The 13,463-nt window shown below is 72.2% G+C and carries 9 protein-coding genes; 3 read left to right on the top strand and 6 right to left on the bottom strand.

Features of this window, described 5'->3' with window-relative positions; all coding sequences use genetic code 11:
* Positions 1-89: 89 nt before the first annotated feature.
* The 4 genes from ASF17_RS15845 to ASF17_RS08850 form a co-directional block, all read right to left on the bottom strand.
* Positions 90-563, bottom strand: coding sequence for a hypothetical protein (locus tag ASF17_RS15845; RefSeq protein ID WP_055797974.1), 474 nt, complete (start codon positions 561-563; stop codon positions 90-92).
* A 64-nt stretch (positions 564-627) separates the two neighbouring features.
* A complete protein-coding gene (locus ASF17_RS08860) occupies positions 628-2,445 on the bottom strand; it encodes a DEAD/DEAH box helicase (RefSeq protein WP_055797971.1) in 1,818 nt (605 codons plus the stop codon).
* Positions 2,446-2,525: 80 nt separating this feature from the next.
* On the bottom strand, positions 2,526-4,037 hold the full coding sequence (locus ASF17_RS08855; protein ID WP_235476459.1) for a threonine/serine ThrE exporter family protein: 1,512 nt from the start codon (positions 4,035-4,037) through the stop codon (positions 2,526-2,528).
* Between the two features lie 203 nt (positions 4,038-4,240).
* Positions 4,241-4,777 carry a hypothetical protein gene (locus ASF17_RS08850; RefSeq protein WP_055797965.1) on the bottom strand — a complete coding sequence of 179 codons (537 nt, stop codon included), beginning with the start codon at positions 4,775-4,777 and terminating at the stop codon, positions 4,241-4,243.
* A 223-nt stretch (positions 4,778-5,000) separates the two neighbouring features.
* Here ASF17_RS08850 and ASF17_RS08845 point away from each other — a divergent pair, with 223 nt between their 5' ends.
* Together ASF17_RS08845 and ASF17_RS08840 are read left to right on the top strand one after the other, a co-directional pair.
* Positions 5,001-6,161 (top strand): SDR family oxidoreductase, encoded by a 1,161-nt coding sequence (locus ASF17_RS08845; protein ID WP_442855739.1) that lies wholly within the window; start codon positions 5,001-5,003, stop codon positions 6,159-6,161.
* A 233-nt stretch (positions 6,162-6,394) separates the two neighbouring features.
* On the top strand, positions 6,395-8,062 hold the full coding sequence (locus ASF17_RS08840; protein ID WP_055797962.1) for an alpha-amylase family protein: 1,668 nt from the start codon (positions 6,395-6,397) through the stop codon (positions 8,060-8,062).
* A gap of 8 nt (positions 8,063-8,070) precedes the next feature.
* Here ASF17_RS08840 and ASF17_RS08835 read toward each other — a convergent pair whose 3' ends face one another.
* Positions 8,071-9,513 carry an APC family permease gene (locus ASF17_RS08835; RefSeq protein WP_055797959.1) on the bottom strand — a complete coding sequence of 481 codons (1,443 nt, stop codon included), beginning with the start codon at positions 9,511-9,513 and terminating at the stop codon, positions 8,071-8,073.
* 162 nt (positions 9,514-9,675) lie between these two features.
* On the opposite strand from ASF17_RS08835, the gene ASF17_RS08830 reads away from it, so the two are divergent.
* Entirely contained in the window at positions 9,676-9,978 is a 303-nt protein-coding gene (locus ASF17_RS08830; protein WP_055797956.1) for a putative quinol monooxygenase, read from the top strand.
* Between the two features lie 109 nt (positions 9,979-10,087).
* Here ASF17_RS08830 and ASF17_RS08825 read toward each other — a convergent pair whose 3' ends face one another.
* Positions 10,088-13,444, bottom strand: coding sequence for a DEAD/DEAH box helicase (locus ASF17_RS08825; RefSeq protein ID WP_055797953.1), 3,357 nt, complete (start codon positions 13,442-13,444; stop codon positions 10,088-10,090).
* Positions 13,445-13,463 lie beyond the last annotated feature (19 nt).

Here is a 13,463-nt window from a genome sequence, read left to right as displayed (position 1 = left end):
GAGGGTGGTCGGAAGGTGCCGTTCGGCGCCGCGCGGAGGGCGTCTTCGGCCCACCGTTGAGCCCCGGGAACGCGAGGGTGGCCCGGGCGTCAGCGGCCGGGCGAAGGGGACGCGGCGTAGGCCACGGCGGACACGACCGTCAGGGTCAGCGCCGCGATGTTCAGCGGCACCAGGGGGCCCGCGAAGGCGTTCACCAACCCGATCGAGGTGCCGAGCCCGAGCACGAGCTGCCCGACGAGCAGCAGCGCGAGCCCGAACGCGGAGCCGAGCAGCGCCACCCGTGCGAGGTCGTGGGCGCGCTGACGGGCGGCGACGTCATCCGCGCCGCGGCCTCCCGTGACAGCACCAGCACGCGAACGCGAACGCGCACCGGCACCGGCACCGGCAGCGGTGCCCGCGACAGGGCCCGCCCCAGCACCCGCGCCCGCGCCCGGCAGAGCCCGCCGCGTCCGGAGGAAGAGCACGAGGGCCACGAGCCCCAGCAGCAGCGGGATGAGGCTGCCGATGGTGAGCGCGGCCTGCACCACCCCGAACAACGCGTCGGTACCGGTGGCGGGGTTCATGCGGGCTCCTCGGCGGGGACGTGCTGAGGGCGGACCCGGATGGGTCCGCCCTCAGGGGATGCGGCTAGTGACGCGGCTTGCGGGCCGGCCGGTCGGAGCCGTACGACCCCGACGAGCGCTCGGGACGGTCGCCCCGGTCGTCGCGACGGGCGCCGGCGCCGCCGCCACGGCGGTCGGGCTTGATCTCGATGAGCTTGCCGCTGATGCGGGTGTCGCTCAGACGGTCGAGCATGTCGCTGCTGACGTCCGACGCCAGCTCGACGATCGAGAAGTCCGGGCGGATGGCGATCGCACCGAAGTCGTCGCGGCTGAGACCGCCCTCGTTGGCGAGGGCGCCCACGATCTGGCGGGGCTCGACGCGGTGACGACGACCGACCTCGATGCGGTACGACGTCATCGGCTTCGAGGTGCGCGGGCCGCGTTCGCGACGCTCGCCGCGATCGTCGCCCTGGCCGCCGCGCGGTGCGCGGTCGTCGCGCTCGCGGATCGGACGCTCGTCGCGCTGCGGGCGCTCGTCGCGCGGGTCGAGCAGCAGCGGCGTCTCGCCCTGCGCCACGACGGCGAGAGCAGCCGCGACGTCGGCCTCGGGCACGTCGTGGTGCTCGACGTAGTGCGCGATGATGTCGCGGAACGCCGAGATGCGGGCCTCCTGCGACAGAGCCTCGGTGATGGCGTCGTCGAACCGCGTCAGGCGGGTGCTGTTGACGTCGTCGACCGACGGCAGCTGCATCTGCGTGAGGGGCTGACGCGTCGCCTTCTCGATGGCGCCGAGCAGACGGCGCTCGCGCGGGGTGACGAAGCTGATCGCCGCGCCGCTGCGACCGGCACGACCGGTGCGGCCGATGCGGTGCACGTACGACTCGGTGTCGATCGGGATGTCGTAGTTGACGACGTGGCTGATGCGGTCGACGTCGAGACCGCGGGCGGCGACGTCGGTCGCGACGAGGATGTCGAGCTTGCCGCTCTTCAGCTGGTTGACGGTGCGCTCGCGCTGAGCCTGCGCCACGTCGCCGCTGATGGCCGCCGCCGAGTATCCGCGGGCGCGGAGCTTCTCGGCCAGCGTCTCGGTCTCGCTCTTCGTGCGGACGAAGATGATCATGCCCTCGAAGTTCTCGACCTCGAGGATGCGCGTCAGGGCGTCGACCTTCTGGGGGTACGACACCATCAGGTAGCGCTGCGTCGTGTTGACCGAGGTCGTGGTCTTCTGCTTGACCGTGATCTCTTCGGCGTCGTTCAGGTACTGCTTCGAGATGCGGCGGATCTGCGGCGGCATGGTGGCCGAGAACAGCGCGACCTGCTTGTCGTCGGGGGTGTCGGCGAGGATCGTCTCGACGTCTTCCGCGAAGCCCATCTTGAGCATCTCGTCGGCCTCGTCGAGCACGAGGTACTTGAGCTCCGAGAGATCGAGGGTGCCCTTGGCGAGGTGGTCCATGATGCGACCGGGCGTGCCGACGACGACGTGCACGCCGCGGCGCAGCGCGCTCAGCTGCACGCCGTACGCCTGGCCGCCGTAGACGGGGAGCACGTGGACGCCGCGCATGCCGGAGGCGAACTGCTCGAACGCCTCGCAGACCTGGAGGGCGAGCTCGCGGGTGGGCGAGAGCACGAGCGCCTGCGGCTTCTTCGCGCTGACGTCGAGGCGCGACAGGATGGGCAGCGCGAACGCGGCCGTCTTGCCGGTGCCGGTCTGGGCGAGGCCGACGACGTCGCGGCCGTCGAGGAGGGTGGGGATGGTGGCGGCCTGGATGGCCGAAGGGGTCTCGTAGCCGATGTCTCGGATCGCCTTGAGCACCTGATCGCTCAAGCCCAGATCGGCGAACGTCGGCGTCGTGTCGGCTTGCTCTGTGGCGTCGCTCGGGGCTTGTTCGGTGGTGTGGCTCATAGTGCAACGGTAGCCGGTATCGCGGCCGGTGCCGTGCTGACATGGCGGGCGGGTCCGATCGGCCGACCCGCGCCTCCTCGTCAGTCGGTCCGCGGACCCTCCGGCTCGGGGGCGACGATGATGTTGATCGGCGTCGTGTCGCTGTGCAGCGACTGCACGTAGACCTTCTTGCGGCGGCGCAGCCAGCGGCGCGCCCCCGGGGTGGCGAGCAGGCTGCCGAGCACGAGACCGGCGCCGATCGCGAGCGTCGTCAGCATCGAGAAGATGAAGTCGACCTCGGCGCCGTCGGTCCCCGACATGAAGTTCAGCAGGGCCGACGCCACAGCGAGCGAGGGCAGCAGCGATCCGCAGAACGCCGGCACCGCGATCACGGTCGCGGCGGTGCGCAGCCGCGCGGCCGCGACCGTCGACAGGGCGCCGAGCAGCGTCGCCGCGAGGAACGTCGCGCCCATCAGCGGCACTCCGAGGAGGCGCAGGGTGAAGAGCGACAGGTTGCCGACGAGGGCCACGCCGATGGTGATGGGGATCATCCGGGCGCTCGAGCCCTGCGCGACCGCGTTCGCCGACGCGGCCGCGAAGCTCGAGCAGAGCGAGAGCCACAGGGGCAGCGCCTGCAGCGTGATGTTCGTCGGGTCGACCTCGATGTCGACGAACCCGGCCGTGACGGCGATCCCGGCGGGGATGCCGCAGACGATCCCGGCGACGATCAGCCCGATCACGAGGGCCCGTCCGAGCGCCATGGCGCGGAACCCCGAGATGGCGTCCTGCGCCCAGGTCACGATCGTCGGGTGCGGCAGCGTCAGGACGACCACGGCCGCGACCATCGCCGCCGCGCCTCCGGCCGAGAGCAGATCGAGCGAGATCGCGACCGTGCCGAGGGCGGCCGTGGCGCCGGCCTGCAGGCCGACGACGAAGAACTGGGGGATGCCCCGGGCGGCGAGTCCGCGCCCCGTCGCCATGACGCCGATCATGATGACGAACGCCCCGATGGCCGCCTGCCAGGTGCCGCCGGCCTGCAGCGTGACCGAGACGCCGAGCATGCCCATGGCGAGGTCGGTGATCCACGACGGCCACCGCGGGGGAGAGCGGAGCACGTCGACGAGCCCGGCGACGGCCGTCGTCATGTCGCGATCGTCGTGCAGCAGGTCGTCGACGATCTGGTACACCAGCGACAGGCGGTGCAGGTTGGACCCCTCGGCGTAGATGACGCGGGTCTTGATCAGGGGCGGGCCCTCGACGGGCGCGTACTGGATGGTGATCGCCGTTCCGTTGATGTCGAGCTCGAGCGGAGCGAGGTTCCACTTCGTGCTGACGGCGACGATGGCGACCTCGGTGCTGCGGACGTCGGCGCCCGACGCCAGCATGACGTCGCCGAGGTCCAGGCAGAAGTCGACGATCTGCCGAGGCGAGTAGAGGTCTCCGCCGATGCCGTGCTCGGGGGTCGTCCCCTCGTAGATCGTGCCCCGCAGGCGAGCGCGCACGTCGCGCATCTCCTGCGGGTTGACGTTGCGGGCCCTGACCCGGGGCGGCCGCGCGGGCGGGCGGGGAGGCTTGGGCCGGTCGCGTCGGCCGGGTCGCTGGGGATCGCTCACGGTCGAGCTCCGATCGGTCGCGTCGGGGTGGTGCTGCGGAACGGGGGAACGGCCTGACGACCGGCGGCGACGTCCCGGCTGATCACACCGCGTCGAGAGCCGATCGGACCGGCTGGATCGAGTCTAGGAGGCGCGGGTCGGCACGTCGGGACGCACGCCGGACGAGGGCGGGGCGAACCGGGCCGCCTCGTGCCGTCGTCGGGTCAGGCCGAGCGGTCGTCGTCGCCGCGCCGCCGCTCGGCGGGCTCGCCGAACCCGTCGAAGGCGTCGAACCCGTCTCGGTCGTCGGCCGTCGCGGGGCGACCGGGCTCCGCGTCCCGGTCCGCACGCGCATCCGCGTCCGCCTCCTCCTCGGCGACGAAGCGCGTCCCGGGCTGGGTCTGCGCGAGCACGGCCTCGGCGGCCGATCCGAGGACGGTGCTGGTGTCGACGCCCTTCGTGTGGGCGAGCGCCTCCGACAGGCCGGCGGCGAGACCGCCGCCCGCCGCGCCGAGCGTCGCGACGACGTCCTCCTGGCGGGGCGTGAGGGGTTCGTCCGAGAGTCCGGAGACGACGTCGCGGAGGTTGTCCTCGCTGGCGTCCAGCGCCTCCTCGTCCCCCTGCGTGATGGCGGAGGCCTGCGACACGATCGCGAGGGCCAGAGCCGCAGCCTCCTCCTCGGGCGTCGCCGGGGCGGACGCGTCACGACCCGTCGTGTCGTCGGTGCCGGCGGAGGGGTCGTCGTCCCTGAACTGATCCATCGCTCGACCGTACGCGAGGGGCGGTCGAGGGGCTCACAGACGGGGTCGCAGGAGCGTCCGAGCGCGACAGCCGTCGCCGGCGCGGAATACCCGGCGGCCGACGCGACTTGTCGGAGGGATGAGCGACGACCGCACCCCGCAGACCGACCGCCCGCAGAACGACCGCACGCAGACCGACGTGCCGCAGACCGACGTCGTCCCGACCGACCTCGAGCAGACCGACCTGGCGCAGCCCGACATCGTCGACCCCGAGACCGGCGCACCCGAGGGGGCGCCGGCGCCCGACACGACCGGCCGCGACGCGAGCTCCGCCGCCCGCCCGGGCACGGCGCTCGTCGTCGGCGCGAGCGGCATCACCGGCACGGCCCTCGTCGAGCAGCTGACCCGCGACGGGTGGGACGTCCTCGCGCTGTCGCGCCGCGCCTCCTCGGCTCCCGGGGTGACGGGCATCGCCGCCGACCTCCTCAGCGCCGACAGCCTGAGCGAGGCGCTGGCCGACGCGAAGCCGACGCACGTGTTCTTCGCGGCGTGGCAGAAGCGCGACACCGAGGCCGAGAACATCGAGGTCAACGGGGGGATGGTCCGCGATCTGCTCGCCGCCCTCGATCACGCGCCCGTCCGGCACGTGTCGCTCGTCACCGGGCTGAAGCACTACCTCGGCCCGTTCGAGGCGTACGGCCAGGGCGTCATGCCCGACACGCCGTTCCACGAGGACGAGCAGCGCCTGGAATACCCGAACTTCTACTACGCGCAGGAGGACGAGCTCTTCGCCGCCGCCGAGCGTCAGGGCTTCACCTGGTCGGTGCACCGCTCGCACACGGTGATCGGATTCGCCGTCGGCAACGCCATGAACATGGGGCTGACGATCGCCGTGCAGGCGGCTCTCACGAAGCGCCTCGGCCGGCCGTTCACGTTCCCCGGCAGCGAGACCCAGTGGAACTCGCTCGTCGACATGACCGACGCCGGCGTGCTCGCCGAGCAGATGATCTGGGCCGCCACCGAACCGGGCGGCGCCGACGAGGCGTTCAACATCGTGAACGGCGACGTCTTCCGCTGGCGCTGGATGTGGCCCCGCCTCGCCGCGCACCTCGGCATCGACCCGCCTCTCGTCGAGGGCTTCGAGGGGGAGCCGCGCCCCCTCGAGCAGCAGATGGCCGGTCTCGAGGGCGAGTGGCGCGAGCTCGTCGCCGAGCACGACCTGGTCGAGCCCGAGCTCGCCCGCGTCGCATCGTGGTGGCACACCGACGCCGACCTCGGCCGCGACATCGAGGTCGTCGCGGACATGGGCAAGGCGCGTGACGCCGGCTTCACCCGCTACCGCCGCACGGAGCAGGCCTTCGCCGACCTGTTCGAGCGCTACCGCGCCGCCCGCCTGATCCCGTAGGCGCGGCGACGACCCGCCCGGGGCCGTGACGACGGCCCGTCACCCCCGGCGGGTCGGGCCGCCGCGTCCTCATGGCGACCCGGCGTGTCCTCACAGCGACTCGACAGGGCCGAGGAGGCGCGGCGTCGGTACGGTCGGCGGAAGCGACCCACCCGAGACGGAGCCGACATGACCCGCCCGACCCGCGCCTCCCGCGCCCGCACCGCTCGCGCCCGGCGCGGCGCCATCGCCCGATGAGAGTCACCGACACGAGCGACCTCTGGTGGAAGACGGCCGTCTTCTACAACCTCGACGTCGAGACCTACCTCGACTGGAACGACGACGGCGTCGGCGACCTCGAGGGGCTCGCCCACCGCCTCGACCACCTCGCCGAGCTCGGCGTCACCTGCCTCTGGCTCGCCCCGTTCTACCCGTCGCCGCAGCGCGACAACGGCTACGACATCTCGGACTACTACGGCGTCGACCCCCGCTACGGGCACCTGGGCGACTTCGTCGAGGTCGTGCGGACGGCCAGGGACCGCGGGATGCGCGTGATCGTCGACCTCGTGGTCAACCACACGAGCGACCAGCATCCCTGGTTCCGCGCCGCGCGCTCGAGCCCCGACAGCCGGTTCCGCGAGTTCTACCAGTGGCGGGACGACGTGCCGGCCGACCAGCCGGCGAACATGTTCCCCGACGTCGAGGACGGCGTCTGGTCGTACGACGACGAGGCCGGCCAGTACTACCGGCACTCGTTCTACTCGCACCAGCCCGACCTGGCGACCGACCGGCAGGCCGTCCGCGACGAGATCGCGAAGGTCATCGGCTTCTGGCTGCAACTCGGCATCGACGGGTTCCGCGTCGACGCGGTGCCGCACCTCATCGCCACCGACGACGGGGCCGAGCACGAGTTCCTCCAGGCGCTGCGCGGCTACGTCTCGCGACGGAGCGGCGGCGGCATGATGCTCGGCGAGGTCAACCTGCCCTACGACGAGATGGTCCCGTTCTTCGGCGCCGACGACGGCGACGAGCTGACCATGCAGTTCGACTTCGTCGCCAACCAGGCGCTCTACCTCTCTCTCGCCCGCCAGGACGCCGGCCCGCTTCGGGCGGCGCTCGCTGCGCGGCCCGCGCTCGCCCGCGGCAATCAGTGGGGCAACTTCGTGCGCAACCACGACGAGCTGACGCTCGACCAGCTGAGCGACGACGAGCGAGACGAGGTGTTCGAGGCGTTCGCTCCGCTCGAGTCGCAGCGGATCCACGGGCGGGGCATCGTGCGGCGCCTCCCGCCGATGCTCGACGGCGACCCCCGGCGCATCCGCATGGTCTACAGCCTGATGTTCTCGACGCCGGGAGCCCCCGTGCTCTTCTACGGCGAGGAGATCGGCATGGGCGAGAACCCCGCCGTCCGCGGGCGGGGCGCCGTCCGGACGCCGATGCAGTGGACCGACGAGGCCGGGGGAGGCTTCTCGCGGGCCCCCGCCGACGACCTCACCGCGCCGCTCGCCGTCGAGGGCTGGGCACCGGAGCACGTCAACGTCTCGCGGCAGCGACACGAGACCGACTCGCTGCTGCGTTTCGTGCAGGGGCTCGCGCGGCACTACCGCGCGTCGCCCGAGATCGGCTGGGGCGAGCTGACGCTGCTCGAGTCCGGGCACGACTGCGTGCTCGCCCACGCCGTGTCGAGCAGCACGGGCACCCTCGTCGCCGTGCACAACTTCGCACCGGACGGCCGCTCGGTCGACCTCGACCTGGCACCGCTCGGGCTCGACCTCGGCGATGGCGTGCGGTTGACCGATCTGCTCGGCGAGCGCACCACCCCCGACGAGGCGTCCGCCGCGGGACGGCACCGCGTCGAGCTCGAGGGCTACGGTCATCGCTGGCTGCGCGTGCTGCGACCGGACGAGAAACGGCTGGTCTGACCCGGCGATCAGGGGCGGGGGTCGGCGTGCTCGGCGTCGGCGATCGCCTCGCTCGGCACCGGCTTCCCGCGGCGCGACACGAACGTCGCCGCCCACAGCACGATGCCGATGACGAGCAGACCGCCGGCGATCTCGTACTGCTCGGCGCCGCGCCCCGACGAGACCGGCAGCACGAGCCACAGGCAGGCCACGACCCCGATCACGGGCAGGACGGTGCCGGCCCGGAAGTGCTTCTGGGTCACCCGGTCACGCCGCAGCACGAGCACCGTGACGTTGACGACGGCGAAGACCGCGAGGAGCAGCAGCGAGGTGGTGCCGCCGAGCACGGCGACGATGGGCGATTCGGGTGAGAGCGACACGTAGCCGATCAGGGCGAGCGAGAGGGCCGTGGTGAACAGGATCGAGGCCCAGGGGGTCTGACGCTTCGCGTGCACCTTCGACAGGAACCCGGGCAGGACTCCCTGCCGGCTCATGCCGTAGAGCAGACGGCTCGCCATCATCATGTTGATGAGCGCGCTGTTGGCCACGGCGAACATGGAGATGAAGGGCAGCAGCTGCCCGATCGGGAAGTCCGGCGCCGCCGTGTTGACGACCGTCACGAGGGGCGTCTCGTTGTCGGCCAGTTCGCCGATCGGCACGACCGCGACGGCGCAGATCGCGACGAGCACGTAGATGACGGCGGCGATGCCGAGACCCGTGAGCATGACCTTCGGGAAGATCCGGCTCGGGTCCTTGGTCTCCTCCGCCATGTTGACGCTGTCCTCGAATCCGACCATGGCGAAGAAGGCCAGCGACGTGGCCGTGCTGATGCTCAGCAGCAGCGACTTGTCGCCCGGCGTCTCGAACAGCACGACCCGACCCCAGTCCGCGTTCCCGCCCGCGATGAACCAGAAGCCGATCATGATCACCATCAGCAGCCCGGAGAGCTCGACGAGGGTCAGCACGACGTTGGCCTTGACGCTCTCGCTCACACCGCGGAAGTTGATGGCCATCACCAGCAGCATGAAGCCCATCGCGATCGCCATCACGGCGCCGTTCGACAGCTCGACGCCGATGCCGGCCGCGAGGTTCGCGGCGAAGGCGCGCGCCGCGGTCGAGGCGCTCGTGATGCCCGAGCACATGACGACGAAGCACACGATGAAGGTGACGAAGTGGATGCCGAACGCCTTGTGCACGTACAGCGCCGCCCCGGCCGTCTGCGGGTACTTCGTCACGAGCTCGAGATACGAGAAGGCCGTGACCAGGGCGACGGCGAACGCGATGAGGAACGGCAGCCAGGCCGCACCGCCCACCTCGGCGGCGACCTGACCGGTCAGCGCGTAGACGCCCGTGCCGAGGATGTCGCCGATGATGAACAGCAGCAGGAGCTTCGGGCCGATGGCCCGCTTCAGCTCGGTGGGCGTCTCGCCCGTGTCGGTGGTCGGCGGTTTCGTGTTGCTCGTCGCGGTCATGGTGACCTCCGGGTGCGTCGATGGAGCACGGATGTCTGCGACATCCTGCCCCCGTCGCGGTGCCCCTGTCGAGAGCGGCCCCGAGGAGGCGCGGGTCGTGTCCGGTCGGCCGCCCGAGGCCGCGGCACGCGTAACGTCGGGTGTCCGACCACAGGAGGCCCCATGACCACGACCGTCCACCTCGAGATCCACGTCGACGGCGACAAGCTCGACCTGGCCCGCGACATCGTCCGCGAGACGCTGGTCGCCACCCGCGCCTGGCCCGGCTGCGAGGGGCTCGAGGTCATCGTGGACGACGACGACCCCTCGCGCGCGATCGTCGTCGAGACGTGGGCGACGGCGGCCGACCACGAGGCGTACGTCGCCTGGCGCGCGACGCCCGAGGGCGCGAACCGCCTGCCCGAGGTGCTCGTCGAGCCGCCCGTCACGCGTTCGTTCTCGACGACGATCCCGCTGGGCGCCTAGCGGAGCTCGCGGGCGCCCAGCGGAGCTCGCGGGCGCCCAGCGGATCTCGCGGGCGCCCAGCGGGTCTCGCGGCGACCGGCGGTCCTCCCGGGCGGCCGCGGGGCGCGGCTCAGTCGTCGAGCAGACCGCGGATGTCGTCGGCGGTCAGCGCCGAGCTGAAGACGGCGTCGTCGTCCATGACGGCGTCGAACAGCTGCGCCTTCTTCTGCTGCAGCGCGAGCACCTTCTCCTCGATGGTGCCGTTCGCGATCATGCGGTAGACCATGACGTTCTTCGTCTGGCCGATGCGGTGCGTCCGGTCGACGGCCTGCGCCTCGGCCGCGGGGTTCCACCACGGGTCGAGCATGAACACGTAGTCGGCCTCGGTCAGGGTCAGCCCGAAGCCACCGGCCTTGAGGCTGATGAGGAACGCCGGGGCGTCGCCCGTCCGGAAGCGGCGGATGACCTCGGCTCGACGTCGGGTCGAGCCGTCGAGGTACTCGTGCGCGATGCCGCGTTCGTCGAGCCGGGCGGCCACCCGCCCGAGGAACGACGTGAACTGGCTGAAGACCAGCGCCCGGTGCCCGCCGGCGACGACGTCGTCGAGCTCGTCGATCAGCTGATCGAGCTTCGCGGACGGGATGTCGGCGTAGCCGTCGTCGAGCAGCGCGGCGTTGAGCGAGAGCATCCGCAGCAGGGTCAGCGAGCGGAACACGATAAAGCGGTTGCGGTCGAGGTCGTCGATGAGATCGAGCAGCTTGAGCCGCTCGCGCTGGAGGAACGCGTCGTAGAGCTCGCGGTGGGCGGGCGCGAGGTCGACGCGCAGCACCTGCTCCTGCTTCGCGGGCAGATCCGCCGCGACGAGCTCCTTCGTGCGCCGCAGGAGGAGCGGCCGGATGCGGCGCCGCAGCCGTTCGAGGTGCTCGGCCCCGGCCCCGGACTCGATGGGCTTGACGTAGCTCTCGGTGAACGTGCTCGCGCTCGCGAGGAGACCCGGCGCCACGATGCGGAAGAGGGACCAGAGGTCCATCAGGCTGTTCTCGAGCGGCGTGCCCGTGATGGCGATCGTGACGCGCGCGTCGAGCTCGACCGCGGCTCGATGGGCCTGCGACCCGCGGTTCTTGACGAACTGCGCCTCGTCGAGCACGAGCACGGCCCACTCGTGCGCCCGGTAGACGGCCGCGTCGAGTCGGAAGAGGGCGTACGACGTGACGATCACGTCGGGCAGGGGGCCCGCCTCGCCGGCCAACGCGGAGGCGAGCCTGCCGCGACTCTTCCTCTCGGTCTCGGTGACCGCGTGCACGACGAGCCCCGGGGCGAAGCGGGCGGCCTCGAGCGCCCAGTTCGACACCACCGAGGTCGGGGCGACGACGAGGAACGGGAGCCGGTCGGCGGGGTCCTCGGTCTCGCGGACGTGAGCCATGAGGGTGAGCGTCTGCAGCGTCTTGCCGAGACCCATGTCGTCGGCGAGGACGCCGCCGAGGCCGTGCCGGTGGAGGAATGCGAGCCACTCGAAGCCCTCACGCTGGTAGGGGCGCAGCGTGGCCTCGATCGAGCGCGGCACGGGCGGGGGATTTGCGAGGGCGTCGCCGGCGCCCCCGTCGTCGCGACGGGCCAGGGCGAGCAGCCCGCCGACGGCCGCCTGCCACCGCTCCGCCTCGACGGTCTCGTCGGCGAGGGCGTCGATCTCGGCCCAGAGCCCCGCCTGATGGCGGTTGATGCGGGGACCGGTCTCCCATTCGTCGAGGGAGGTCGCCTCGTCGAGGAGTCTCTTGAGCTCGTCGAACACCGGCGACCCGAGCGACAGGTACGACCCGTCGACGAGCAGCATCCTGCGCTGTCGCTTGGCGATCGCCGTCAGCAGCGGCACGAGCGGCACGGTCCGCCCCTCGACGGTGACGAGCACGCCGAGATCGAACCAGTCGCGCTTGTCGGTCTCGATCGTCGTCACGGTGAGGTGGGGCTCGTCGGTCAGCCGGCGGTAGTCCGGGCGGGCGCCGACGAGCTCGACGACGACGTCGTCGCGCGCCTCGAGCCCCGGCAGGACCTCGGCGGCGAACTCGGCGGCGGCGAGCCCGGTGAGCACGGTGTCGCGCGGCGGCCCTCCGAGCTCGTCGAGCACCGGCACGGGGCCGTGCCCGTCGAGGGGGAGCCGTCGCCCGTCGATCGACCAGCCCCAGCCGAGCCGGATCGTGTGCGAGGCCTCGAAGCCGACCGTGACGTGCAGCGCCGGCGGCATTAGCGCGGGCAGCTCGACCGACGCGTCTGAGCTGACGACGTCGACCGACCGGCGGAGGGCCGGTGAGAAGTCGGTGAGGAACTCGTCGGTCTCGTCGGCCGGGACGACGATCTCGGGGGTGACGGTCAGCAGTCGTCGCTCGTCGACCCCGAGGGGGCTCGCCGTCGGCGCCAGGGTCACGCGCAGCGCCGGAGAGGTCTCGGCCGTCCAGACGCCGTGGTCGCCGACGACGCCCGTGACGGCGGCCGGCCCCTCGCCGCCGTCGACGGCGACGCCCGCGACGAGTCGGAGCGAGCCGTCGTCATCGCGCGTCACGTCGAGGGTCACCCGCGCCCCGTCGGCGATCGTCACGTCGGTGGCGCGCTTGCCCGTCACGAAGGCCACGCCGAGTCGCCGGGCCTCGGCGAGCAGCGGCCACAGCAGGGGGCTGGCGAAGTCGTCGAGATGCAGCCACTCGGAGTCGCCCGGCACGTACGTCGCGACGACGGATCTATGGAGGGCCGAGAACTGCCCGAACCACGCGTGCTGATCCGGATCGACCGCGAGGCGGTTGAGCTGGTACGGCAGCGACGACCAGGTGAGGGATCCGCGCACCCAGTTGCCCGTGCCGCTGAGCGTGACCGGTCGGACGCCGAGCCGCCGGGCCACCCGCCCGCCCTGCGGCCGTCGGGACCCCGATCGCGATGCTCCCGCCCGGTCGCGCAGCTCGAAGAGCAGACCCATGCCGGTCGTCCGAGCCGAGGAGGCGCGGGTCGGCCGCCCGAGGGAGCCCACGACGGACCGCCAGTCGCCCGCGTCGCCCCCGAGCGGATCCGCGCTCGCCGACGGCAGGCCCGCCCCGCCGCCCGGGGCGGCTGTGGCCGCGGCGTTCCGCAACCCGCCGGCCGTCGTGCCACGGCGCTGCAGCAGGGCCGCGGTGTTGCTCTGCAGCAGAACGGCGGCGACGTGCTTGCAGTCGCCGCCGATGGGGCAGCTGCACGTGCTGCGGACCGGACGGCTGTAGTCGCCGCGCCCCGCCCGCACGACGATCTCGCTGAGGTACGGAGTGGCCTCGGTGCCCTGGACCGTGCCGGTGATGCGTTCGTCGGCCGCATGCCAGGCGGTCTCGGTGACCGCACCGGAGGCGGCGTACTCCTTCGCGCGGTTGAAGGCGCGGGGCCCGACGAGACGGATGACGTCGACGGCGTCGATCAGCGGCGCGAGGGGGGAGAACTCGCCCGCGGGCCCGTCGTCGATCATGGCGTCCATGATGTCAGCCGCCCCCGAC

It is taken from the genome of Frigoribacterium sp. Leaf263 (assembly GCF_001422285.1).
GTDB lineage: Bacteria > Actinomycetota > Actinomycetes > Actinomycetales > Microbacteriaceae > Frigoribacterium.
This window is presented reverse-complemented; position numbering and strand designations above follow the sequence as displayed.

What these genes read in the sequence shown, in the direction of transcription:
- ASF17_RS15845 (WP_055797974.1), bottom strand. Translation starts at nt 563, where the DNA reads ATGAACCCCGCCACCGGTACCGACGCGTTGTTCGGGGTGGTGCAGGCC.
- ASF17_RS08860 (WP_055797971.1), bottom strand. Translation starts at nt 2,445, where the DNA reads ATGAGCCACACCACCGAACAAGCCCCGAGCGACGCCACAGAGCAAGCC.
- ASF17_RS08850 (WP_055797965.1), bottom strand. Translation starts at nt 4,777, where the DNA reads ATGGATCAGTTCAGGGACGACGACCCCTCCGCCGGCACCGACGACACG.
- ASF17_RS08840 (WP_055797962.1), top strand. Translation starts at nt 6,395, where the DNA reads ATGAGAGTCACCGACACGAGCGACCTCTGGTGGAAGACGGCCGTCTTC.
- ASF17_RS08835 (WP_055797959.1), bottom strand. Translation starts at nt 9,513, where the DNA reads ATGACCGCGACGAGCAACACGAAACCGCCGACCACCGACACGGGCGAG.
- ASF17_RS08830 (WP_055797956.1), top strand. Translation starts at nt 9,676, where the DNA reads ATGACCACGACCGTCCACCTCGAGATCCACGTCGACGGCGACAAGCTC.
- ASF17_RS08825 (WP_055797953.1), bottom strand. Translation starts at nt 13,444, where the DNA reads ATGGACGCCATGATCGACGACGGGCCCGCGGGCGAGTTCTCCCCCCTC.